The sequence below is a fragment of the Nocardia sp. NPDC004860 genome (assembly GCF_040609015.1).
In the GTDB taxonomy this organism is placed as follows: domain Bacteria; phylum Actinomycetota; class Actinomycetes; order Mycobacteriales; family Mycobacteriaceae; genus Nocardia.
Genome location: NZ_JBEXJI010000009.1, coordinates 133831 through 156926, shown reverse-complemented (window position 1 = coordinate 156926; position 23096 = coordinate 133831). Strand labels below are relative to the sequence as shown.

Genomic DNA, 23096 nt, shown 5'->3' with positions numbered 1-23096 from the left:
GCCCTCATACCGTCTAGCCGGGCCTCAGAGGATCGCGACCGCCACCACCAGGCCGATGGCGATGTGCGCGGCGGACACCACCACGGACTCGCTGTTGAACTCCGGATTCTTCAGCACCGCACCGATATCGATGCCGAGCACGAATTCCAGGCTGCGCATCGCGATCACCTGGGCCACGATGCCGACCAGTCCGTAGATCGTGGTGGCGATCAGGCCCTCGGCGAGCTTGCCCGCCTGCGCGTAGATGGCCAGTACCACGATGAACGCCGTGCTGAGCATGGCCGCGGAGCTGACGATCACGGCGTTCGGCAGCCCGCGCGCCACCATGGCGCGCAGGGGGCCCGGGGTGGTCCAGTCCACGGCCTGGAAGCCGATGAGCAGCAGCACCAGGCCCAGCAGGGCGTAGCACAGGATCGCGCCGACGCCGCGGCCCAGGGAGTGCCAGTACCCGGCTTCGAGTGCGAGAGCGGTGGTCATCGGGATCCTCCGGATCGGGGTGAATCGGGCGGTGGCTACTGCGGTGTGTGCGGCTACTGCGGTATGCGGTGCGGGACGAAGGTGGAGCTGTCGTCGGTGATCAAGCCGACGGTCTCCCGGATACCCAGTCCCGCGGAGGTGTCGCCCACGATCCAAGCACCCAGCACCGGTCGCATGCCGTCGAATTCGGGGAGCGGGTCCAGCATCTGGTAGACGTACCCCTCCGCGCCGTAGACGCCGCCGGTGGCGGTTTCCATGCCCGCCCCGACGATGGTCATGTTCGCGCCCTCGCGGCCCAGCTTCGGCTTGCGGATGTACTCGGTCAGCTCGTGCGGGTCGTCGAGGTAGGCGGGCAGCAGGTTGGGGTGGCCGGGGTACATCTCCCACAGCACCGCCAGGATCGCCTTGTTGGACAGCAGGGACTTCCAGAGCGGTTCGATCCACATGGTTTCCGGCAGGGACTCCACCACGCGGCGGCCGAAATCGTCGTCGAGGGCCCATTCCCACGGGTAGAGCTTGAAGATGGCCTCGATGGGAGCGTCGGCCAGATCCACGAAACGGTGCAGCTCCGTGTCGAATCCGACGTCCTCGATGGGCAGGGCGACGGTGTCGAATCCGGCCTCGGCGGCGGTCTCCTGCATGTAGGCGGTGGTGACATTGTCCTCGCCGGAGGAGTCCGCGCCCGACCAGCTGAAGTGCAGCTGCGAGCCCGGCAGCGTCTCGCGCATCTCACCCCAGCGCTCGACCAGCTTCTCGTGCAGCGAATTCCACTGGTCGTCGTCCGGGTGGGTGTCGGTGAGCCAGTGCCACTGCACGATTGCCGCCTCCAGCAGGGAGGTGGGCGTATCGGCGTTGTACTCCAGCAGTTTCGCCGGGCCGCGGCCGTCGTAGCGCATGTCGAAGCGGCCGTAGATGTGCGGGTCGGAGCGGTGCCAGGACTTGGTGATGGGTTCCCAACTCCACTGCGGCAGACCGAAATCGGCGAATCGCTCGGTCAGCACCACCTGTTCGACGGCGTGCAGGCACATGGAGTGCAGCACCTCGACCTGCGCCTCCATGGCCAGGATCTCGTCCATGTCGAACTCGTAGTGCACCGACTCGTCCCAGTAGGGCCGGGGTTGCCCGTTCGGGTATTGCCCCGGCGAGCCGTAGACCAGACCCTGACTCTCGATGATCCGCTGCCAGCCCGGCCGCGGAGTGCTGCGTACCCGCCGCACTAGGAACCTCCACCGTGGATCTTCGCGCCGAGTCCGCCGCGTTGAATCGTGCTGCCGCTCTTGGTCTTCACCGTCGCACCGCTGGGCGCCGAGGTGCTACCGCCGCTCGGCGCGTGCCCGATGGTGCCGGTGCCGCCGTAGTAGTAGCGATACGAGTGCCCTGCCAGGAGGAAGAAGCCCGGGTGAATCCCGCTGTCCCCGTGGTCCGTCGCATCCGAGCAGTAGTTGTCCGGAACGACGATCTCCTGATTGTCCTGTGTCGCAGTGACACTCTGCCCCTGCCCGGTGGGCACGGTCTCACCCTTGTTGGCCACCACCGTGCAATAGGCGGTCACCTCGGGTCCGTTCCAGGCCGACGCCACCAGGTACCCGCCGCCGACCAGCGCCGCGATCCCCACCACCGCCGCACCGCCGATGAGTAGCCGCTTCTTCTTGCGCTGCTTGGCTTCCGCGGCCTCCGCCTCGGCCCGCTCCTGCTCCTCGGCCCGCTTCCGGGCCTTCTCGCGTGCCCGCGCCTCCGCGACCGTGGGCGGCCGCGGCTGGGTGATCCCCGCCTCCTGCGTGGTGATGGTGCCACGTCGCGGCGGCGCGGCCGGCTCGACCACAGGCGCCGGCAAGGCCGGTTCCGCCGGCTCCAGCACCGGCCCGGGCAGGACGAATCCGGCGTTGCCCAGCAGCGGCCCCGGCGCGGCGGTCGGGCCACCGGCCCCCGGCCGCCCGAAAGCTCCGGGCCCACCATGGAATTCCCCCGCGAGATGATGCGGCCCGTGCTGCTCGCCGCCGTGCTCCGCCCCGAAATCCGCCGGCATCGGCAGCGTCGGCTGGTGTCCCGCCGGGCGATCCGCACCGGGCTCGCCGAAAACGCCTGCGCCGCTCTGAGATTCACCGGATCCGGATTCGTTCGGCAGCGCGAGCGTCGGTTCGTTGCCGCCCCGGCGACCCGGGCCCGGCGGGCCGGATTGTCCGGACTTGCCGCCCGCATCTTCTGCACCGGATTCGGCGGGCAGCGCGAGAGTTGGCTCCTGGCCGCGTGGTTGACCTGATGCGGGTGCTCCGGTCGAATCAGGTGCGGAGCCCGAACCTCGCGCGGTCTCCGGTGTGAATCGGACGGTCGGGTCGGTACGGCCGATCGGCGCGAAGGTCTCGTCGTCCGGATCGCTGGGGAGCGGGTAGTGCTCGTGGCCCGGGTGGGCGGGATCGGCTGGGGCGGTATGGGATTCGGCGGGGTGCGCGGGGTCGGGGGTGGGGCGGTCCGGGTTTTCCGGACTACCGGGACGGTCTGTGGACATTGGTCGACTCCGTGGGCTCGCCGCTCGCTAGCGTTCTTCGAATCCTGTCATGTCGCCCGCGGCGGCATTCCAGTCTTCCACCACCAGGTTTACCCGACCCGGTGTAGTACCGGAACGTAGCAGGTCGAGCAGGGTTTCGCAGCGATCGCGGGGCCCTTCGGCCACGACGTGCACGCGGCCGTCGCTGTGATTGCGGGCATAGCCGGTCAGGCCCAGTTCCAGGGCGCGCGAGCGCGTCCACCAGCGGAAGCCGACTCCCTGGACCAGGCCGTGGACCCAGGCGCTGAGCCGGACCGGTTCACCGCTCATTCGTCGACGCGGAAGGTCAGGTTGACGGTGGTGCCCGCCTTGAGGGTGCGGCCGACCGTGCAGACCTTGTCGACGGCGCGCTGCGCGGCGACCAGCAGGCGGTCGCGGGTTTCGGCGTCGAGTTCGCTGAGGTCGAGCTCGAACTCCTCGTTGAGCTCCGGGTACACCTCGTTCTCGCGGTCGGCGTCGCCGGCGACGTGCACGGTGGCGTCGAACGTGTCGCCCAGCCGGCGCGCGAGGGTGAAGTCGGCGCTCAGGCCGGTGCAGCCCGCCAGCGCGATCTTCAGCAGCTCACCCGGGGTGAACGCGCCCGGCACGCCCGCGGACGCGATGAGCACCTCGCCACCGCGGTTGTTGCGGCCGGTGTAGGCGCGGGTGCCGGTGCGTTCGGCCCACAGCTTGACCGGCTCGGCGGCCGGGTCGGTGGTGGCGGTCTGCGGTGCGGCGGTCTGTTCGGACATAAGGAAGATCCTCCCATTGGGTCACCCGGGGCAACCATCTGGTTGCCGCTCGTTCGGAACGCCGAGGTCGTCAGCCGAATTCCGCCATCAGCTCCGGGGTGATCTCTTTCAAACTGTCGGCGACGTACGCCGCCAGCGCGAGGGCGTCCACGGTGAGCGGGTACTTGGGATGCGGAACGGCGATGACCGTCATACCCGCGGCGTGGGCGGCGCGCAGGCCGTTGCTGGAATCCTCGATGGCCACACACGCGTCGGGGTCGATGCCCAGCCGTGCGGCGGCCTCGAGGTAGCCGTCGGGTGCGGGCTTGCCGCGCGCCACCTCCTCGGTCGACACGGTGGCGGCGAACAGGTCGGTGACGCCCATGCGATCGAGCACCACGTCGATCAGCCGGCGCGGGGACGAGCTGGCCAGCCCGAGGGTGTGGATCCCGGCCAGCCGGCGCACGGTGTCGACCGCGTCCGGCATGAGCGGCAGGTGGTCGCCGTAGCGGGCGGCCATCCGGGTGATGACGTCCTCGGCGACCTCGTCGGGTGTGCGGTGGCCGTCGAGCAGATCCTCGCTCAGGTACCGCGACCATTCGGCCGTGCTCATTCCCATGAGCCGCTCCTGGGTGTCGGGCAGCCAGCGCCCGCGCATCTCCTCGACGTACGCGCGCCGCACCTCCTCCCAGATGGGCTCGGTGTCGATGAGCACGCCGTCCATGTCGAACACGATCGCAACAGGCATGTCCTCCATGGTGGTTCATCACCGTCCGGGTACCCGGCATCGGGGGCGCGTGCGGCGCGTCCACTGAATGGGATCGCGGTGCGGAACCGCGCCGCGCGCTCGCGGGCGGCGTTAGCGTCCGAAGCGAAAGACGCATACCCGCAAGCGAATACCGAGGTGGGCCGTGGGCACGGTCATGGACATCTACGATCCGGAGCTCTATGTGTCCGGGCCATTCCACGAGATCTTCGCCGATCTGCGGCGCACGGACCCGGTGCACTGGCAGGAGATGCCGGGCGAACCCGGCTACTGGGCGATCCTCAAACACGCGGATGTGGCGCACGTGGCCCGCAATCCGGAACTGTTCTCCGCCGAGCGGGAGGGCGTGATCCTGGAGAACCAGCCGCCCGAACGCCTCGAGCAGACCCGCAACATGCTGCTCATGATGGATCCGCCGCGGCACACCGACTACCGCAGGCCGCTGGCCGAGCACTTCAAGGCGCGGGTCATCGGCGAGCTGGAGGATCGGGTCCGGGAGCTGACCCGGAATCTGCTCGAAAGCGTCGACGGCGACGTCGAATTCGTGCACGACGTGGCGGGCGTGCTGCCCAGCCAGGTGGTGGGCGGTCTGTTCGGGATTCCGGTCGCGGACTGGCCGAGCATCCGGCGCTGGGCCGAACAGTCCACCAGCCAGCAGGATCCGGACCTGGTCGGCGATTTCGACGTGACGGCCGAGCTCACCAATATGGCCATCTACGCCATCCAGTTCGCCATGGCGCGGCGGGCCGAGCCGCCGCAGGCGGATCTGACCTCGCTCATCCTGGGCGGGTTCTACGGTGGAAAACCCATGTCGGACCTGGAGTTCGGCAGCTTCTTCACCCAGCTGGTGACCGCGGGCAACGACACCACCAAGACCATGCTGTCCTCGGGTCTGGAACTGCTGCTGCGGCATCCCGAGCAACTCGCGGCACTGCGCGCGGATCCGGCGCTGATTCCCGGTGCGGTAGAGGAGATCCTGCGATACGCCAACCCGCTGCACTACTTCCGGCGCACCGCCACCGCCGACACCGAGATCCGCGGGGTCCCCATCAAGGCCGGGGACAAGGTGGCCATGTGGTACACCTCGGCCAATCGGGACGAGGACGTCTTCGACGATGCCCAGCGCTTCGACATCCGGCGAAATCCCAACCCGCACCTGTCCTTCGGGCTGGCCCAGCACTTCTGCCTGGGCGTGCACCTGGCCCGGCTGGAGGGCCGGGTGTTCTTCGAGGAGCTGCTGACCCGCTTTTCCGCAATAGAGCAGACCGGCGAATCCCGCCGGATCCGTTCGAATCTGAACAACGGCCTCAAGACATTGCCGCTCCGCCTGACGCGGTAAGTTCGCGCGTCCATCACCGCGACGACGCCCGGCCGTTACCCGCACCCGCGACTCTGTCGAGATCTCGGCGCACCCGCCCGGGTGGCCGGAGGTGAGGAGACGGAATTGAGTCAGGCGCGGGGACTGGGCTACCGGCTGGCAGCGGCCGGGGCCTGCGGGATGCTCGGGCTGGCCGCCGGGTGCGGGAGCAGCGGGGATTCTGCGGCGCACGATCAGCATGTGCTGCTGCTGTCGATCGACGGCATGCACCAGTCGGATCTCGCCGGCTATGTGGCGGCGCACCAGGATTCGGCGCTGGCCAAGCTGGTCGCGCGCGGCGCACAGTACACCGGCGCGCAGGTCCTGGCGCCGGCCGACTCCTTCCCGGGCACCATCGCGATGATCACCGGCGGCAGCCCCAGGACCACCGGCGTCTACTACGACGACACCTGGGCCCGGGACCTGCTCCCCGCCGGCACCAAGGACTGCGCCACCGCAAAGAAGGGTGCGCAGGTCCCGCTGACCGAAGAGATCGACAAGAACACCGACGAGCTCGACGGCGGCCAGGGCCTGACCGGTCTGCCGGACGGCATCGCGGCCATGACCGGAGATCCGAGCTCGGTGCTGGATCCGGCCAAGCTGCCGGTGGATCCGGCTACCTGCAAGCCGATTTCGCCGTCGGATTATCTGAAGGTGAACACCGTCTTCTCGGTGGTGCACGACGCCGGGCAGCGCACCGCCTGGTCGGACAAGCACCCGGCGTACCAGATCATGAACGGCAAGGGCGGCCGCTCGATCGACGACCTGTTCACCCCGGAGATCGACAGCAAGTCGCCGAAAGGTGATGCCTGGACCAAGGACCCGGACCAGATCAAGCGTTACGACACCTACAAGGCCGACGCGATCGTCAACGAGATCAACGGCAAGGACCACTCCGGCATCCAGCAGGCCGGCGTGCCCGCGGTGTTCGGCATGAACTTCCAGGCGGTGTCGGTCACCCAGAAGCTGCCCGCGTCCAAGGGCTACTCCGCCGACGGGAAACCCGGTGCGCTGCTGTCGGCTTCGCTGGATTTCGTGGACCAGCAGATCGGCCGTTTCGTCACCGCCCTGGACCGGGCGGGCCTGACCGGCAGCACCACCATCGTGCTGACCGCCAAGCACGGGCAGTCGCCGATCGATCCGAACGCGCTGACCCGGGTCGACGACAAGCCGATCATCGATGCGGTGAACAAGGAGTGGGCGGCCACCCACCCCGAGACGCCGAAGCTGATCGCGCACTCGATCGACGACGCCGCCATCCTGTGGTGGCTGGCCGACCGTTCGCCCGAGGCCACCGCCTTCGCGAAGCGAAAGCTGCTGGAGGCCAGCGGAACCGGCACCGACATCAATGGCAACCCGAAGCCGTTCACCGCGTCGGGCGTGGACACCGGCCAGGTGTACGCGGGCGCGGACGCCGTGAAGTACTTCGGCGCGGACGCTGATGACACCCGCGTGCCCGACCTCTTCGCCGGTACCAACGGCACGGTCTACACCGCCGGCAAGTCCAAGATCGCCGAGCACGGTGGCACCAGCCCCGACGACCGCCACGTCCCACTGGTGGTCGTGGGCTCGGGCATCTCGAAGCACGATGTCCCCGACCAGGTTTCCCTCACCCAGGTCGCTCCGACCATCCTGGCTCGCCTCGGCCTGGACCCCCGCAAACTCGACGCCGTGAAATCCGAACACACGGCGACCCTGCCGAGCTAGGGGGTCCATACCAGATCAGGGAGCTCTCAACGCGGAATTCTGTCCGATACCGCGTGGTGAGGGCTCCCTGATCGCTGTCCGGGGGGGATTCACGACTGGAAGCGGTAGCCCATGCCCGCCTCGGTGAGCAGGTGTTTGGGCTGGGAGGGGTCGTCCTCGAGTTTGCGGCGCAGCTGAGCGAGATAGACACGCAGGTAATGGGTTTCGGTCGCATAGGACGGGCCCCAGACCTCGCGCAGCAGCTCACGGCGGCCGACGAGCTTGCCGCGATTACGGACCAGCATCTCCAGCACGCCCCACTCGGTGGGAGTCAGGTGCACGTCGTGGCCGTGGCGGGTCACCTTCTTGGCCGCGAGATCGACGGTGAAGGAAGCGGTTTCGATGACCGGCTCGGCGGTGTCGGCGGTACTGGCCGAGCGGCGGACGGCGGCTCGCAGCCGGGCCAGCAGTTCGTCCATGCCGAAGGGCTTGGTGACGTAGTCGTCGGCGCCGGCGTCGAGGGCCTCCACCTTGTCGGAGGAGTCGGTGCGGGCGGAGAGCACGATGACCGGGGCGGTGGACCAGCCGCGCAGTCCGGCCAGCACCTCGATGCCGTCCATATCGGGCAGGCCGAGGTCGAGAATTATGACGTCCGGGTGCTTCTCGGCGGCCGCGCGCAGGGCCGCGGCCCCATTGGACGCGGTGGTCACCTCGTAGCCGCGGACCGACAGATTGATGCGCAGGGCGCGCAGGATCTGTGGTTCGTCGTCGACCACGAGCACTTTGATCGGCGCTGCCGCCGCGTTCGTCACCCGACCTCCTCTTCGGTGTTCGCGGGGTCGTCTCCCGCGGGCAGATCGATCACCATGGTCAAACCGCCGCCCGGGGTGGGCTCCGCGTGCACGGTGCCACCCATGGCGTCCACGAAACCGCGCACCACCGACAGGCCCAGGCCCACGCCGGTGGAGGTGTCGCGGTCGCCGAGTCGCTGGAAGGGCTCGAACAGCTGGTCCTCCAGGCCGGTCGGTACGCCCGGACCGGTATCGACCACCGTAACGGCCACCCGCGTCCCGACCTGCTCTGCCGCCACCCGCACCATCGAATCCCTGGGGGAGTAGCGGGCGGCATTGTCGATCAGATTGGCCAGGACCCGTTCCAGCAGACCGGGATCGGCGCGCACCGAGACGGTGTCGACGTCCACCTTCACCCGGTCCATGGTGGTGCGGCGCATGCCGCGGGTCCCCATACCCATGAGCGCGTGATGCACCACCTCGTCGAGGTAGACCTTGCGCACCTGCGGCTTGATCACGCCGACCGCCAGGCGCGAGGAGTCCAGCAGGTTGCCGACCAGCGCGGTCAGCTGATCCACGGATTCCTCGATGGTCTCCAGCAGTTCGGCGGTGTCCTCGGGGGAGAACTCCACATCGTCGCTGCGCAGGCTGGACACCGCCGCCTTGGCCGCGGCCAGCGGGGTGCGCAGATCGTGGCTGACCGCCGAGAGCAGGGCGCGGCGCAGCTTGTCGGCCTCCATGACCGCCTGCGCGGCGCTGGCCTCCTCCTGCAGCTGCTTCTGCTGCACCAGTCCCGCAGCCTGATTCGCGACCGCGCCCAGCACCAGGCGGTCCCCGGAGGTCACGGGACGTCCTCGCAACAGCAGCCAGTGCATGTCATCGCCTGCCTCCAGGGCGGTTTCGGCGTCGCTGACCTTCATCGGCGGGCGCTCGCCCACCGACGCGATGACCTCGTCGTCGGTGACCAGGCTGACGGCGTCCTGGCCGTAGGTCTCGCGGGCGCGTTCGAGCAGATCCGGGAGATCCGCGCCGTGCAGCACCGAGCCCGCGAACAGCGTCAGCAGCTCGGCCTGGCGAGAGGCCTTGCGCGCCTCCAGGGTTCGCTTGGCGGCCACATCCACCAGCGCCGCGACCGCGACCGCCACGAACAGCAGCACCACGATGGTGAGGAAGTTGTCGAGCTGGTCGATGGTGAGGCTGTAGCGGGGTTCGGTGAAGAACCAGTTCAGCAGGACACCCGACAAGAGCGCCGACAGCGCCGCGGGGGCCACACCGCCGAGCAGCGCGACCGCGATGACGCCGATGAAGAACAGGGCGCTCTCACCGCTGAGGTCCAGCAGGCGATCGAGCCAGAAGTAGATGACCGCGCAGATCACCGAGGGCACGATGAACGCGGCCGACCAGGAGCCGACCTTGCGCTCGCGCCGGGTCAGCGAGGACCAGCGGAAGCCGCCCTTGTTGGATTCCTCGTGGGTCACCATGTGTACGTCGATCTTGCCCGACTCCTGCACCACGGTGGCGCCGATACCCTCGTCGAGCATGCGCGCCCAGCGTGAGCGGCGGGAAGTGCCCAGCACCAGCTGGGTCGCATTGACCTGACGCGCGAAATCCAGCAGCGCCGTGGGCACGTCCTCGCCGGTGACGGTGTGCAGGCTGGCGTCGAGGCTGGTGGCCAGGTCGCGCAGGCGGTTCAGCCGTTGCGTCGAGACCCCGGCCAGGCCGTCACCGCGCACGATGTGCACCACGATCAGCTCGGCGCTGGATTTGGCGGCGATGCGACTGGCGCGCCGCACGATGGTCTCCGATTCCGGGCCGCCGGTCACGGCCACCACGACGCGTTCGCGCGCCTCCCAGGTGGTGGTGATCTTGTGGTCGGCACGGTATTTGGCGAGCGCGGCATCGACCTGATCGGCCAGCCACAGCAGCGCCAGCTCGCGCAGCGCGGTCAGATTGCCCGGGCGGAAGTAGTTGCGCAGCGCCGCGTCGACCTTCTCGGCGGCATAGACATTGCCGTGGGACATGCGGCGGCGCAAGGCTTCCGGCGTGATGTCCACCAGCTCCACCTGGTCGGCGGAGCGAACCACCCAGTCCGGCACGGTTTCCCGCTGCACCACGCCCGTGATCTGCTCGACCACGTCGTTGAGGCTCTCCAGATGCTGCACATTCACCGTGGACACCACGTCGATGCCCGCGTTCAGCAGGTCCTGGACGTCCTGCCAGCGCTTCTCGTGCTTGCTGCCCGGCACGTTGGTGTGCGCCAGCTCGTCGACCAGCACCACCGCCGGATGCCGCCGCAGCACGGCGTCCACATCCAGTTCGGGCATGGTGGTGCCCCGGTACTCGATCATCTTCGGCGGGATGCGCTCGATTCCGGCGAGCAACTCGGCGGTCTTGTTGCGGCCGTGGGTCTCGACGACGGCGGCCACCACATCGCGCCCACGCTCGAGCCGCCGATGCGCTTCGGCGAGCATCGAGAAGGTCTTGCCTACGCCGGGGGCCGCGCCGAGGTAGATCCGTAGTTGCCCGCGTTTCACTCGTCCATCATCGCGCGGTGTGCGCGGAAGCCCTGCTGTGCCGTGCGGATGGATTCGCGAGTGCCTTCGGCGGTGGCCAGGACGCGCAATATCAGCGCGCAACCGAGGAACCCGAAGATCACCATCAGGGTGACGGCGATGTGCGGCACGGCTTCTCCTTTACCTATCGGGGGTGTGCGCCCGGGCGCGCGTGCGCCAGTGCGGGTTCCCACTTCATACCTCCGATGCTGGTCAGGTCGCTGATCCTGACGGTTTCTTTACGGTGGTGTCTCGCGTTGTTGACAGGATCCGAGCGGGCTCGGAAAGACCCACCGGTACGAGATCAAGCTGGATGTCGGCATCCGGGAGTCGCTCCGTGAACCACCGCACGGATAGCAACAAAGTGGCAAGCATCGTGCTCACCGATAGCGAGGCTATTCGTGTGATGTGTGAGTCGCTTGTGGCTCGATGCGACTTATGGGCAAATAATGTGGTTTACGCCACACTTTCCTGCATAACACAGTTACTGTGTAGCTATCATTCTTGACGCACGTGTCCGATAACCAGTGGTCAGGGGAGCTGTTCCAAGTCGAATCCAGCGAGAGGGCGGTCGCATGACTCGTCGGTATGGAGAATCCAAGACCAGCGCGTCGCGACGCGCCCTGCTGCCGGTCGTCGGCGCGATACCACTGGCTGTCGCGGTGACCTGCTCCATCGCCGCGGGCGACGCCGCGGCGCAGCCCAGCGTCCCGGCTCCCGCGGCTGTCGAGCAGCTCTGGACGAGCCCGGTACAGCCCGCTGTGTTCGGCATCCCGGTGCCGCAGAGTGTCCCCGACACCGTGCTCGATCAGGCGAAAAACGCTGCAGCAGCTGCCAATGCCGCCGTCGGCGGCGGCCTGCACTCGGTCGACGACAACTTCTCGGACAGGGTCACCAGGCTGAATGTGAATAGCGGCACCGCCGGTCTCATCATCGGCACGGTCGTGGGGGCTGTACCGGGCGCAGTGGTCGGGGCGGTGCCGGGAGCGATTATCGGGGCTGCGTTCGGTGCGATTGCCGGCGCGATCGCGGGCGGCGTCGTCATGGCCGTCCCGACCATGGGAATGGGTGCGCCCTTGGGCGTCGCAGGCGGCGCCCTCGCGGGGGCCGGCGTCGGTGGTGTGGTGGGTGCCGTGGCCGGCGGGTTATTGGGCGGTGTTTCCGCTGGTGTCGTGGGCGCAGCCGTCGGTTACGAGCTCGGCGCAGCCACCGGGCAGGGCAACGGTATGCAGGGCACTTAGCCGGAATTCACCACGCTCGAAAAGACTGAACGGTACGAGATCTCGCGCGGGCAGTGTGGGAACCCTAAGCTGTCGTCCGTGAATTCCGGGCGGGCAATGGTCGACGGGCGTTTCGAGTTGATCGAACCACTCGGCAGTGGCGGCATGGGCACGGTGTGGCGCGCCTACGACATCGCGCTGCACCGTGAGGTGGCGTTGAAAGAGGTGCGGGCCGAAGGCGACGCGGGCTCCGCGGAGGTGCAGCGGGAACGGGTGCTGCGCGAGGCACGCGCGCTGGCGCGGATCACGCACCCGAATGTGGTCGCCATTCATCACATCGTGGACACACCCGCCGAGAAGCATCCGTGGATCGTGATGGAACTGGTCGCGGGCGGCTCGCTCGCGGACCGGCTGGACGAGGGGCCGATGTCGCCGGGGCAGGCCGCCTGGGTCGGTCGCGGCATCCTGGCCGGCCTCCGCGCCGCACACGCGGTGGGCGTCCTGCACCGCGACGTGAAACCCCCGAATGTGTTGCTGCGCACCGACGGTTCGCCCGTCCTCACCGACTTCGGCATCGCCGCGGTGAACGACCTCACCGGTCTCACCTCCACCGGCAGCGTCGTCGGCTCCCTCCCGTACGTCGCCCCCGAACGCCTCCAGGGCCACGAGGGCAACCCCGCCTCCGACCTCTGGTCCCTCGGCCTGGTCCTGTTCGCCGCCGTCGAGGGCTATCAGCCCATGCGCCGCGACACCGATGTGGCCACCCTCGCCGCCGTCCTGATGGGCGCGGTCCCGCCCCCGCGCCAGGCGGGTCAGCTGACCCCGGTCCTGCAGGCCCTGCTGGTCCCCAACCCCGGCCACCGCCCGCCGGCCGACCAGGTCGACCAAATGCTCGCCCAGGTCACCCAGGACTTCACGCCGCCGTCCCAGGGCTTCCAGCCGTCGCCGCGGGACTTCACGCCGCCGCCCCATTTCCAGGGATTCACGACGGCGACCGGACCCCAGGACGCGCCGCCGTCGCAGGGCTTCCCGGTAACGCCCCCGCCCCAAGGGTTTTCGACCGCACCGCAGCAGCAGGGCTTCCCGACCGCGCCACCGACGACGGGATACCCGACAGTCCAGCAGCCCCACGGATTCACCGCATCCCAGCCGTTTCCACCTGGCTCGCCGAACCCTGTCCACCCTGCGCCGCAACGCAATTCGCGCCCCTTGATCCTCGCCGGCGTCGGTGTCGTCCTGGCCGTCGCCGCGGTCGCCGCCATCGCTGTGTGGCCCTCCTCCTCCGGCGGCCAAGGCCAATCGGGTCAGCCGAACATCCCCACGCAACCCACGGGCATCCCCCTGAGCGGCATCATCCCGCCCACCGTCATCGCCCCCACCACCGACGAGGGCGACGCCACCACCGACCTGCTCACTCCCGACGGCATCCGCAAGGCCGTCGCCGCCCTCGAAAAGGTCACGGGCGGCAAGCAATTCACCGAAACCACGATCTACCCGACGTACATCAGCACGGGCGCCCCGGTCCAGGGCCAGTCCAAGCTCTACGACCAGTTCTCCTACCGTAAAGGCACCGCCAAGCGCGACGGCGCCGGCAGTGAGCTGACCGAGCCCACCATCGACCTCGGCTCCATCAACTGGGACCTCCTCCCCACCCTCCTCACCGCCGCCGCCCAGCAACTCAACGTCCCCAAACCCACCAGCCGCTACATCATCGTCAACCCCGCCTGGACCTTCAACGACCACCAGCCCAGCCTGCTCGTCTACCTCTCCGACGACTACGGCAGCGCCTACCTGGCAGCCGGCCTCGACGGCACCATCGTCAGGACCTACCCCCGCAAGTAACCCCGCCGTTCAGGCCACGGTCGAGGGCCCGGCCACCCGGTCCCGTTCCCGATGCGGCTTCTGGCGACAGCCCCGGAGAGCATTGCTCTCCGGGGCTTCTCCGCGTCCGGATTCCGTCGAAATACCAGGTCCTGACGGTTTCTTGATGGATTTGGGCGATATGTCGACGACATCTCTGCGACACGCGGCGTGACCCTGTAAGCGGAGCGTCAATGCGACCCGCTGGGACGCTAAGAAGGCGTAAAGGACCTCCAAGTCGGGCTATCCGGGCGCTTGACTCACTGCGGCGCGTCTCAGGACGTGCCCGAAAGCAGAGAGGTTTCGAGACATGTCTGTCGTGGTGTTCACGGTGCTGACGGTGGCGATCTTCGCACTGTTCGGCTTGATCCAACGCGGGGTGGAACGGCTGTGACGCAGAACATTATCGGTCTGGTCCTGGCCATCGGTATCGCCATCTATCTGGTGGCGGCGCTGCTGTATCCGGAGAGGTTCTGAGTGAGCACGACAACAGCGGGGATCCTGTTCGCGGTATCCCTGATCATCGCGCTGGCCGCGGTGCATGTGCCCCTGGGCGACTACATGTACCGGGTCTACAGCAGCGAGAAGCACTCCAAGGCCGAGAAGGGCATCTATCGACTGATCGGCGTGCAGCCGGGCGTCGAGATGACCTGGGCCGTCTACGCGCGCAGCGTGCTGGCCTTCTCGGCCATCAGCGTGCTGCTCCTGTTCTTCCTGCAGCTGATTCAGGGCAAACTGCCGTTGCACCTGAACGATCCGGGTACCAAGATGACCCCGGATCTGGCGTGGAACACCGCCATCAGCTTCGTCACGAACACGAACTGGCAGAACTATGCCGGTGAATCGACGATGGGTCACGTTGTTCAGGCCGTGGGCCTGAGCGTGCAGAACTTCGTCTCGGCGGCCGTCGGTATGGCCGTGGCGGTCGCGCTGGTGCGCGGTTTCGCCCGGCGTCGCAGCGGCGAACTCGGCAACTTCTGGGTGGATCTGGTGAGGGGAACCACCCGTATTCTGTTGCCGCTGTCGATCGTGTTCGCCATCGTGCTCGTCGCGGGCGGCGCCATCCAGAACCTGCACGTGTACGACCAGATCGCCCAGACGGTGGGCAACACCGGTTCGCAAACCCTGCCGGGCGGACCCGTTGCCAGCCAGGAGGCGATCAAGCTGCTCGGCACCAACGGCGGCGGTTTCTACAACGTGAACTCGGCGCACCCGTTCGAGAACCCGACCGCGTGGACCAACTGGGTCGAGATCTTCATGCTGCTGGTGATCAGCTTCTCGCTGCCGCGGACCTTCGGTCGCATGATCGGCTCCAAGAAGCAGGGCGTGGCCATCGCCGCCGTCATGGCGACCCTGGCCATCCTCAGCGTCACCGTGATGAACCTCTTCCAGCTGCAGCACCACGGCACGGTGCCATCCGCCATCGGCGCGTCCATGGAAGGTGTGGAAACCCGTTTCGGCGTCTCGAATTCGGCGACCTTCGCCACCGCGACCACGCTCACCTCGACCGGCGCGGTGGACTCGGCGCACGACTCGTACACCAGCCTCGGCGGCATGATGACCATGTTCAACATGCAGCTCGGTGAGGTCGCGCCCGGTGGCACCGGTTCGGGCCTGTACGGCATGCTGATCCTCGCGGTCATCACGGTGTTCATCGCCGGTCTGATGGTCGGCCGTACCCCGGAGTACCTGGGCAAGAAGATCACCCCGAAGGAAATCAAGCTCGCCGCTTCGTATTTCCTCGTCACCCCGCTGATCGTGCTGACCGGCACCGCCGTCGCCATGGCCCTGCCGGGTGAGCGCGCGGGCATGGCCAACTCGGGTCCGCACGGGCTCTCGGAGGTGTTGTACGCCTTCACCTCCGCGGCCAACAACAATGGTTCGGCCTTCGCCGGTCTGTCCGGCAATACCGTGTGGTGGAACACCGCACTCGGCCTGGCCATGGTCTTCGGCCGCTTCATTCCCATGATCTTCGTACTGGCACTGGCCGGTTCGCTGGCGGCGCAGGGTCATACCCCCGCCTCCGAGGGCACGCTGCCCACGCATCGGCCGCAGTTCGTCGGCATGGTCGCGGGCGTCACCGTCATCCTGGTCGCGCTCACCTTCCTGCCGATGCTGGCGCTCGGCCCGCTCGCTGAAGGAATCCACTCATGAGCACTCCCACCCTCGATTCCGCGCCGGCGGAACAGGCGCACGGCAAGCCGAAACGCGGTGTCTCGGCGGGGTTGTTCGACCCCAAGATGCTGGTGAAGTCCCTGCCGGACGCGGTCAAGAAGCTGGATCCGCGCATCATGTGGCGCAATCCGGTGATGCTGATCGTCGAGATCGGCGCGGTCTGGTCCACCATTCTCGCGCTGGTGCATCCGACGTTCTTCGCCTGGGCGATCGTCGTATGGCTCTGGCTGACAGTGATTTTCGCCAACCTGGCCGAAGCGGTGGCCGAGGGCCGCGGCAAGGCGCAGGCCGACACCCTGCGAAAGGCCAAGACCGACACCATCGCTCGCCGTCTGGTGAACTGGTCCCCGGGCGCGCGGGTGGTCGAGGAGCAGGTCGCGGCCCCCGACCTGCAGCGCGGCGATTACGTGGTCGTCGAGGCGGGCCAGGTCATTCCGGGTGACGGCGATGTCGTGGAAGGCATTGCCTCCGTGGACGAGTCGGCCATCACCGGTGAGTCCGCGCCGGTCATCCGCGAGTCCGGTGGTGACCGTTCCGCCGTCACCGGCGGCACCACGGTGCTGTCGGACCGGATCGTCGTCGAGATCACCCAGGAGCCGGGCGGCTCGTTCATCGACAAGATGATCGCGCTGGTCGAGGGCGCCTCGCGGCAGAAGACGCCGAACGAGATCGCGCTCAACATCCTGCTGGCCGCGCTGACGATCATCTTCGTGTTCGCGGTCGCGACCCTGCAGCCGCTGGCCATCTTCTCGAAGGTCAACAACCCGGGTGTGGGCGACAACCAGGCGCTCGACATCAACGGTGTCACCGGCATCGTGATGGTCTCCCTGCTGGTGTGTCTGATCCCGACCACCATCGGCGCACTGCTGTCCGCTATCGGCATCGCCGGTATGGACCGTCTGGTGCAGCGCAATGTGCTGGCCATGTCCGGTCGTGCCGTCGAGGCCGCCGGCGACGTCAACACCCTGTTGCTGGACAAGACCGGCACCATCACCCTCGGTAACCGCCAGGCCTCGGACTTCGTGCCGATGCCCGGCATCACCGCCGATGAATTGGCTGATGCCGCACAGCTTTCCAGCCTCGCGGACGAGACCCCCGAGGGCCGCTCCATCGTGGTGTACGCCAAGCAGGCATACAACAAACGCGAGCGCACCCCGGGCGAGCTGGTCGGCGCCAGCTGGGTGGAGTTCACCGCCCAGACCCGTATGTCGGGTGTGGATCTGGCCGATGGGCACCAGTTGCGCAAGGGCGCGGCCAGCGCCGTCACCGAATGGGTGCGCGGCAATGGCGGTGAGGTCCCGAACGAGGTCGGCGTTGCCGTCGACGGCATCTCGGCCTCCGGCGGCACCCCGCTGGTGGTGGCGGAGATCAAGAAGGGCACCGCCACGCTGCTCGGCGTCATTCACCTCAAGGACGTCGTCAAGCAGGGCATGCGGGAGCGCTTCGACGAGATGCGCAAGATGGGCATCCGCACCGTCATGATCACCGGTGACAACCCGTTGACCGCCAAGGCGATTGCCGACGAGGCGGGCGTGGACGACTTCCTCGCGGAGGCGACTCCGGAGGACAAGCTCGCGCTCATCAAGAAGGAACAGGCCGGTGGCCGCATGGTCGCCATGACCGGTGACGGCACCAATGACGCGCCCGCGCTCGCGCAGGCCGACGTGGGTGTCGCCATGAACACCGGAACGTCGGCGGCCAAGGAAGCCGGCAATATGGTCGACCTGGATTCCGACCCGACCAAGCTGATCGAGATCGTGGAGATCGGCAAGCAGTTGCTGATCACCCGTGGTGCGCTCACCACGTTCTCGATCGCCAACGACATCGCCAAGTACTTCGCGATCATTCCCGCGATGTTCGTGGTGCTGTTCCCGGGTCTGGACGTCCTGAACATCATGCGCCTGCACTCGCCGCAGTCGGCGATCCTGTCGGCGGTCATCTTCAACGCGCTCGTCATCGTGGGCCTGATCCCGCTGGCGCTGCGCGGTGTGAACTACCGTCCGTCGAGCGCGTCGAAACTGCTGAGCCGCAACCTGTACATCTACGGCCTCGGCGGCATCATCGCGCCGTTCATCGGGATCAAGCTCATCGACCTCGTCATCCAATTCTTCCCGGGGATGTCCTAATGCGTATGTCAACCTGGATCCGGCAACACATCGCGGCGCTGCGCGCGCTGCTGGTGCTCACGGTGATCACCGGGATCATCTATCCCGCGGTGGTGCTGGGCATCTCGCAGATACCCGGGCTGAAGGACAAGGCGGACGGGTCGCTGATCACCAAGGACGGAAAGCTGGTGGGCTCCAGCCTGATCGGGCAGGCGTTCACCGACGGCAAGGGCAACGCGTTGGTGCAGTACTTCCAGACGCGGCCGTCCAACTCCGCCCCGGCCGACGGCAGCATTCCCGACGGCTACGACCCGACCAACACCGCCTTCGGCAATATGGGCCCGGAGTCGGTGGTCGACAGCCTCGACGCCAGTGACCCGAAGAAGGACAAGCTGAGCCTGCTCAGCACCGTGTGCTCGCGTAGCGCGGCGGTCGGCCGGCTGGAGGGTATGGACGGCAGCCGTCCGTACTGCACCTCCGGTGGCGTCGGCTCGGTGCTGGCGGTCATGGGCGATCGTGACTCGCATGGTCTGGTCACCCACCCGACCCAGGTGATCAGCGTCAACGAGCCCTGCTCCACCGATCCGAAGAACCCGACCACCCCCTTCCAGGAGGCGTACGAGGGTGTGAAGGTGGAATGCGCCAAGCGCGGCGAGGACTACTCGGCCGGTCGGATCGTGCCGATCCGCGGCGACGCCTCCTCCGACACCCCGGTGCCGACCGACGCGGTAACCGCCTCGGGCTCCGGCCTGGATCCGCAGATCTCCCCGGAGTACGCCGCCATCCAGGTGGCGCGGGTTGCCAAGGCGCGCCACGTCTCCGAAGATCAGATCAAGGCCCTCGTGGATGCCCACCGGAGCGGCCGGGCCCTGGGCTTCATGGGTGAGCCCACGGTCAATGTCGTCGAGCTGAACTACGACCTGGACAGCAAGTACCCGTCCAAGGGCTGATCAGCCGACTCGGGGGGTCCGGTCGCTTCGCTCACGAAGGCGACCGGGCCCCTTGGCATGTCACCGTATCGACGCCGGAAGCCCTTGCCGCGTCGGAGTATTCGGTGCGTGCGGATTGGTGGCTGCGATGGTGCAGCAGGCGGTGGCGCCCGGCGCAGGGGCCGGTCGTTGCCGAGCATCTCCAAGGCCCCGAATTCTGGTGTGTGACCGCGTCATCGGTAGCGCGTATGGATTCGGTAAAGAAGGTGGGCCGGGTCGGACTGGGGCCGTCAAGGTCGGGCGACCAGCCCGTCCGCACGGCCTAGCGTCGGTGGCGACAAGGTTCCGTGGTCGAAAGGCGAGGCGTCGGTTCGATGGACAACCCAGCGGATGAGCTGTCCGCACTACGTGAGCTGGTGAATCACCGCGGCGTGGTGGAGTTGCTCGACCTCCTGGCCCGCGAGCCGCACACGGTGCGGCAACTGCACGCCGAACTCGGCCTCCGCAGGCCCGGAGTCTCGCGAGTTCTCCGGCTTCTTGCCGCATACGGCGTCGTCACCGCCGACCACGTCGGCACCTGGGACGACCCCCTCGATTTCGCCGGCCCCGTTCATCTGACCGAAAGCGCCTGGCGCACGATCGAATTGCTGAGCAGCTTCGCGGTCTGGGAAGCGCTCTACCAGCACCCGCATTCGGCCCGCGACCGCTGATCACCAGCCGGGTCCGCGCAGCATCGGGCCCGGAATCGTCGTGTCAGGGGGTGTGTCAGGCCCGTGTCAGGTGTGTGGCAGCGGGGGCGACGACAGTTGCGGACATCGCCCGACGCGGATCAAGGAGAAACCTGTCATGACGAACAACAGCACTTCCCCGGCCACCTCGACCTGGACCGGCATGGTGGCGGTGGAGGACACGGCCCTCGCGGTCAGCGACACCGGCGGTAGCGGCGTTCCGGTCGTCTACCTCAACGGTTCCTATGCCACGCAGAAGAACTGGAAGAAGGTGATCGCCGATCTCGGTCCCGGGTTCCGGCACATTACCTTCGACGAGCGGGCGCGCGGTAAGTCGACGACCTCGGCGGACTACTCGTTCGACGCCTGTGTGCGGGATGTCGATGCCGTGCTCGCGGCGCGGGGTGTGGAGCAGCGGCCGATTCTGGTGGGCTGGTCCTACGGTGCGCTGGTCGCGGTGCACTGGGCCGACCGGAACCCGGACCGCATCGCGGGCGTCGTGTCGGCCGACGGCGCGATGCCCTGGGGTTTCACCGACGAGGAGAACCTGGAGCGGATCCGGGCGATGTTCCGCAAGATGGGGCCGATGATGCCGGTGCTGCGCCCGCTCGGCCTGGCCGCGCGGATGAGCGCTGAGCAGCACGCCGAGGTCAATGTCGAGCTCAACCAGCTCTGCGCCGCCCTCGGCCCGGTCCTGGAACGGCTGCGCTGCCCGGTCCGCTACGTCGTGGCCACCGGCGCCAATCTCGGTGCGGCCGAGGAGGAGATCGAAGCGGTCCGGGCCTCCCTCGAACCGCTGCTGGCGATCAACCCGAACCTGACGGTCAGCGCACGGGTCGCCAGCAATCACTCCAAGATCCTCGCCAAGGATTTCCACGCCGTCGCCGAGGCCGTCCGCGAGACCGCGTCGGCTCTCGACCGGCTCAGCTGAGCCGGTCGATCCATCTGACACTCACCAGGTTTCAGGACACCCGTGCACTTCGGCCACCACCGGTCCGGGATGGAGCTACCACCAGTCCAGGATGGGCTGGAGTTCGCGGGCCAGTTCGGGGGCCATGGACCGCGAATAGCTTGCGGTCAAATGGTGTTCGTCGTGGTAGATGAGGATGTTGCCCTCGGCGACGGGGCAGATGTCGTGCTCGCAGACCGCGTCGTTGGGGTCGATGAGGTGCATGTTCGGGAAGGCGGCGGCGGGGGTGGCGGCCGGGTTCTCCGCATTGAGGGCCTCGGCGCGCGGGATGCCGCAGCTGAGGCGATCGCCGCCGCCGGCCAGGCAGTCGATGGCGCGATAGCGAATGCCGTTGCGGCGCAGCCACGGAGTGTCGCGGATGCCGATGAGCTGGAGGCCGCGGTCGGAGAGCGCGGACCAGACGTCGACGTAGTCCTGCGGGGTCTCGTCGCCGCCATTGTCGCTGGGGCGGGTGGCGGTGGTGAAGACGTAGTCGGGGCGCTCCACGCCGAGCCGGTCGATCACCTCGGACGACCAGTCGCGGCAGTCCGGATTCTGCTGGCCCTTGTACACGGGCTCCTCGGCGACCGTGAGCGGGCAGCCCATCTTCAAGTAGACGACGACCCGGAAACGGTACTGCTCGCCCAGGATCTGCAATGCCGGAATCCAGTGCTCGGCATGCGAATTGCCCACCACCGCGAGGGTACGGTGCGCGTCACGGTCACCGTAGGTGCAGGTGGTGACCGCGCGGGTGTCGAAGTCGGAGATGCAGCCGTCACGCGTGGGGTAGGGGATATCGGCGGGGGCTTCCTCGGTGGTGGGGCGCATCGGGGCGCGCGGCACCAGCGCGTGATCGGTGAGCGCCTCCGCACCCGGATATTTGGCGGGATCCAGCTCGCCGACCGCGTGCGCCTTCGCACCCATGCTCCACTGCCAGGCGAGGGTCGAGCCGACCAGCAGCACCCCGACCGTGGACACCGCCACCCCGGCGAGCACGCGGCCGAGCGCGGGGGTCGCGGCGGGCCGCGAGCGCAGCCGCAGCGGCTCCTCGACCAGATGATGGGTCACGAAGGCCAGCAGCAGCGAGATCAGGATGATGACCAGCCCGCCCAGCCACCCGGCCCGGCGCTGATGCTGTTCACCCAGATAGAAGATGAGCATCGGCCAGTGCCACAGGTACAGCGCGTAGGCGAACCCGCCGAGCTGCACCACCGGTCCGGTGGCCAGCAGGCGATTCACCACCGGCTGATCGGCGGTATCGCGGCCCGCACCCGCGAGAATCAGTGCGGCCGTGGCCAGGACCGGAATCAGGGCGGCCGGACCGGGGAAGACCAGGGAGCCGTTCACCATCCAGCCGCAGCAGGCGATGGCCGCGATTCCGGTCCAGGCGAACACTTCCCGCGTCGGCCTGGGCAGCCGGATCAGCGGCGCGGCCAGGGCGAGCAGACCGCCCACCAGCGGTTCCCAGGCGCGGGCGAAGGTGTCGTAGTAGTTCCAGCCCTGCTGGGTCGAAACGCCTTCACCGGCATGGCGGAACGAGATGAAGGCGGCGGCGGCGAACATTACCGCGAGCGTCAGCCGCAGCATGCCGTCCTGTCCGATGCGGCGCAGCAGCGGGTACTCGGCGGCCAGTTTCCACGCCCCTGCCCGGACCACGCCGCGCAGCACCCAGGCCACGGCGGCGACCGTCAGCAGCACTACGAGATACATCTGGCCCTGGACCGACATCGACCACAGATGCTGCAGCGGGCTCACCGAGGGATCCGCGGCCAGATAGTCCGACCAGGACAGCGCCAGGTACCAGTTCTGGTAGTAGAACAGCGAGGCCAGCGTCTGGCCGGCGATATTCGACCAGCGGGTGTGGGGGAGCAGCACCACCGTGGCGACGACCACCGCCGCCAGCACCACCACCATGGCGGGCAGCAGCCGGCGCAGCGTGCGCCGGATAGTGGTCAGCACCCCCACCGATCCGCTGTCGGCGCGGCGCACCAGCATGCCGGTGAAGAAGAAGCCGGACAGCACCAGGAACACGTCCACACCGCCGGATACGCGTCCGGCCCAGATGTGGAAGGCGACCACCAGCGCGATAGCTACGCCACGCAATCCGTCCAGATCGCGTCGGTAGGCCCCGGGCCGGGTGGGTGCGTCCGGTGCGTCCTGTCGGTCGCTGCCCGGCGCGGTCGGGTGATCGGTGCTGGATATGGACATGGCGGCTGCCATTGTCGGTCAGGGGTCGCGGAAATTAC

Annotated in this window: 20 protein-coding genes; 10 read left to right on the top strand and 10 right to left on the bottom strand. The window is 67.9% G+C overall.

Annotated elements, in window-relative coordinates; translation table 11 throughout:
- Positions 1-24 precede the first annotated feature (24 nt).
- The 6 genes from ABZV44_RS19280 to ABZV44_RS19255 all read right to left on the bottom strand — a co-directional run bounded on the left by ABZV44_RS19280 (position 25) and on the right by ABZV44_RS19255 (position 4480).
- Positions 25-477, bottom strand: a complete 453-nt coding sequence (locus ABZV44_RS19280; protein WP_354837796.1) for a DUF350 domain-containing protein — start codon at positions 475-477, stop codon at positions 25-27.
- 53 nt (positions 478-530) lie between these two features.
- The gene (locus tag ABZV44_RS19275; protein ID WP_354837794.1) at positions 531-1694 is read right to left on the bottom strand and encodes a glutathionylspermidine synthase family protein; all 1164 of its coding nucleotides are present in this window, start codon (positions 1692-1694) and stop codon (positions 531-533) included.
- Positions 1694-2983, bottom strand: coding sequence for a hypothetical protein (locus ABZV44_RS19270; protein ID WP_354837792.1), 1290 nt, complete (start codon positions 2981-2983; stop codon positions 1694-1696). The genes ABZV44_RS19275 and ABZV44_RS19270 overlap by 1 nt, the downstream gene beginning before the upstream one ends.
- Positions 2984-3010: 27 nt before the next feature.
- Entirely contained in the window at positions 3011-3292 is a 282-nt protein-coding gene (locus tag ABZV44_RS19265) for an acylphosphatase (protein ID WP_354837790.1), read from the bottom strand.
- Positions 3289-3753 carry an OsmC family protein gene (locus ABZV44_RS19260; RefSeq protein ID WP_354837788.1) on the bottom strand — a complete coding sequence of 155 codons (465 nt, stop codon included), beginning with the start codon at positions 3751-3753 and terminating at the stop codon, positions 3289-3291. Before ABZV44_RS19260 ends, ABZV44_RS19265 begins: the two co-directional genes overlap by 4 nt.
- Before the next feature lie 70 nt (positions 3754-3823).
- Positions 3824-4480, bottom strand: coding sequence for an HAD family phosphatase (locus tag ABZV44_RS19255; protein WP_354837786.1), 657 nt, complete (start codon positions 4478-4480; stop codon positions 3824-3826).
- A 163-nt stretch (positions 4481-4643) separates the two neighbouring features.
- Here ABZV44_RS19255 and ABZV44_RS19250 point away from each other — a divergent pair, with 163 nt between their 5' ends.
- On the top strand, positions 4644-5837 hold the full coding sequence (locus ABZV44_RS19250; protein ID WP_354837784.1) for a cytochrome P450: 1194 nt from the start codon (positions 4644-4646) through the stop codon (positions 5835-5837).
- 105 nt (positions 5838-5942) lie between these two features.
- Positions 5943-7562, top strand: coding sequence for an alkaline phosphatase family protein (locus tag ABZV44_RS19245; protein WP_354837782.1), 1620 nt, complete (start codon positions 5943-5945; stop codon positions 7560-7562).
- Between the two features lie 89 nt (positions 7563-7651).
- Here ABZV44_RS19245 and ABZV44_RS19240 read toward each other — a convergent pair whose 3' ends face one another.
- From ABZV44_RS19240 to ABZV44_RS19230, 3 genes are read right to left on the bottom strand one after another with little or no spacing between them, the layout of a single operon-like run.
- On the bottom strand, positions 7652-8353 hold the full coding sequence (locus ABZV44_RS19240; RefSeq protein ID WP_354837780.1) for a response regulator: 702 nt from the start codon (positions 8351-8353) through the stop codon (positions 7652-7654).
- Positions 8350-10866, bottom strand: a complete 2517-nt coding sequence (locus ABZV44_RS19235) for a sensor histidine kinase KdpD (protein WP_354837778.1) — start codon at positions 10864-10866, stop codon at positions 8350-8352. The genes ABZV44_RS19240 and ABZV44_RS19235 overlap by 4 nt, the downstream gene beginning before the upstream one ends.
- Positions 10863-11015: a hypothetical protein gene (locus ABZV44_RS19230; protein WP_354837776.1), complete on the bottom strand. Its 153-nt coding sequence runs from the start codon at positions 11013-11015 to the stop codon at positions 10863-10865. Before ABZV44_RS19230 ends, ABZV44_RS19235 begins: the two co-directional genes overlap by 4 nt.
- A 444-nt stretch (positions 11016-11459) precedes the next feature.
- On the opposite strand from ABZV44_RS19230, the gene ABZV44_RS19225 reads away from it, so the two are divergent.
- From ABZV44_RS19225 to ABZV44_RS19190, 8 genes are all read left to right on the top strand, one after another.
- Entirely contained in the window at positions 11460-12125 is a 666-nt protein-coding gene (locus ABZV44_RS19225) for a hypothetical protein (protein ID WP_354837774.1), read from the top strand.
- Positions 12126-12203: 78 nt separating this feature from the next.
- Positions 12204-13946 carry a protein kinase gene (locus ABZV44_RS19220; protein ID WP_354837772.1) on the top strand — a complete coding sequence of 581 codons (1743 nt, stop codon included), beginning with the start codon at positions 12204-12206 and terminating at the stop codon, positions 13944-13946.
- Between the two features lie 300 nt (positions 13947-14246).
- A complete protein-coding gene (kdpF, locus tag ABZV44_RS19215) occupies positions 14247-14441 on the top strand; it encodes a K(+)-transporting ATPase subunit F (protein ID WP_354837771.1) in 195 nt (64 codons plus the stop codon).
- Positions 14442-16118 (top strand): potassium-transporting ATPase subunit KdpA, encoded by a 1677-nt coding sequence (gene kdpA / locus ABZV44_RS19210; protein WP_354837770.1) that lies wholly within the window; start codon positions 14442-14444, stop codon positions 16116-16118. It begins immediately after the preceding gene.
- Positions 16115-18265 (top strand): potassium-transporting ATPase subunit KdpB, encoded by a 2151-nt coding sequence (gene kdpB / locus ABZV44_RS19205; RefSeq protein ID WP_354837769.1) that lies wholly within the window; start codon positions 16115-16117, stop codon positions 18263-18265. The genes kdpA and kdpB overlap by 4 nt, the downstream gene beginning before the upstream one ends.
- Positions 18265-19194: a potassium-transporting ATPase subunit C gene (locus ABZV44_RS19200; protein ID WP_354837768.1), complete on the top strand. Its 930-nt coding sequence runs from the start codon at positions 18265-18267 to the stop codon at positions 19192-19194. The genes kdpB and ABZV44_RS19200 overlap by 1 nt, the downstream gene beginning before the upstream one ends.
- Before the next feature lie 353 nt (positions 19195-19547).
- Positions 19548-19883 (top strand): helix-turn-helix domain-containing protein, encoded by a 336-nt coding sequence (locus tag ABZV44_RS19195; protein ID WP_354837767.1) that lies wholly within the window; start codon positions 19548-19550, stop codon positions 19881-19883.
- A gap of 136 nt (positions 19884-20019) precedes the next feature.
- Positions 20020-20832, top strand: a complete 813-nt coding sequence (locus ABZV44_RS19190; protein ID WP_354837765.1) for an alpha/beta hydrolase — start codon at positions 20020-20022, stop codon at positions 20830-20832.
- A 75-nt stretch (positions 20833-20907) separates the two neighbouring features.
- Here the strand turns inward: ABZV44_RS19190 and ABZV44_RS19185 are convergent, their stop codons facing one another.
- Complete coding sequence (locus ABZV44_RS19185) at positions 20908-23058, bottom strand: acyltransferase family protein (RefSeq protein ID WP_354837763.1); 2151 nt, start codon at positions 23056-23058, stop codon at positions 20908-20910.
- Positions 23059-23096 lie beyond the last annotated feature (38 nt).

Excerpts from the sequence above, each read along its gene's own strand:
- ABZV44_RS19280 (WP_354837796.1), bottom strand. The coding sequence starts at position 477 with ATGACCACCGCTCTCGCACTCGAAGCCGGGTACTGGCACTCCCTGGGC.
- ABZV44_RS19270 (WP_354837792.1), bottom strand. The coding sequence starts at position 2,983 with ATGTCCACAGACCGTCCCGGTAGTCCGGAAAACCCGGACCGCCCCACC.
- ABZV44_RS19265 (WP_354837790.1), bottom strand. The coding sequence starts at position 3,292 with ATGAGCGGTGAACCGGTCCGGCTCAGCGCCTGGGTCCACGGCCTGGTC.
- ABZV44_RS19260 (WP_354837788.1), bottom strand. The coding sequence starts at position 3,753 with ATGTCCGAACAGACCGCCGCACCGCAGACCGCCACCACCGACCCGGCC.
- ABZV44_RS19255 (WP_354837786.1), bottom strand. The coding sequence starts at position 4,480 with ATGCCTGTTGCGATCGTGTTCGACATGGACGGCGTGCTCATCGACACC.
- ABZV44_RS19225 (WP_354837774.1), top strand. The coding sequence starts at position 11,460 with ATGACTCGTCGGTATGGAGAATCCAAGACCAGCGCGTCGCGACGCGCC.
- kdpB (WP_354837769.1), top strand. The coding sequence starts at position 16,115 with ATGAGCACTCCCACCCTCGATTCCGCGCCGGCGGAACAGGCGCACGGC.
- ABZV44_RS19200 (WP_354837768.1), top strand. The coding sequence starts at position 18,265 with ATGCGTATGTCAACCTGGATCCGGCAACACATCGCGGCGCTGCGCGCG.
- ABZV44_RS19195 (WP_354837767.1), top strand. The coding sequence starts at position 19,548 with ATGGACAACCCAGCGGATGAGCTGTCCGCACTACGTGAGCTGGTGAAT.
- ABZV44_RS19190 (WP_354837765.1), top strand. The coding sequence starts at position 20,020 with ATGACGAACAACAGCACTTCCCCGGCCACCTCGACCTGGACCGGCATG.
- ABZV44_RS19185 (WP_354837763.1), bottom strand. The coding sequence starts at position 23,058 with ATGTCCATATCCAGCACCGATCACCCGACCGCGCCGGGCAGCGACCGA.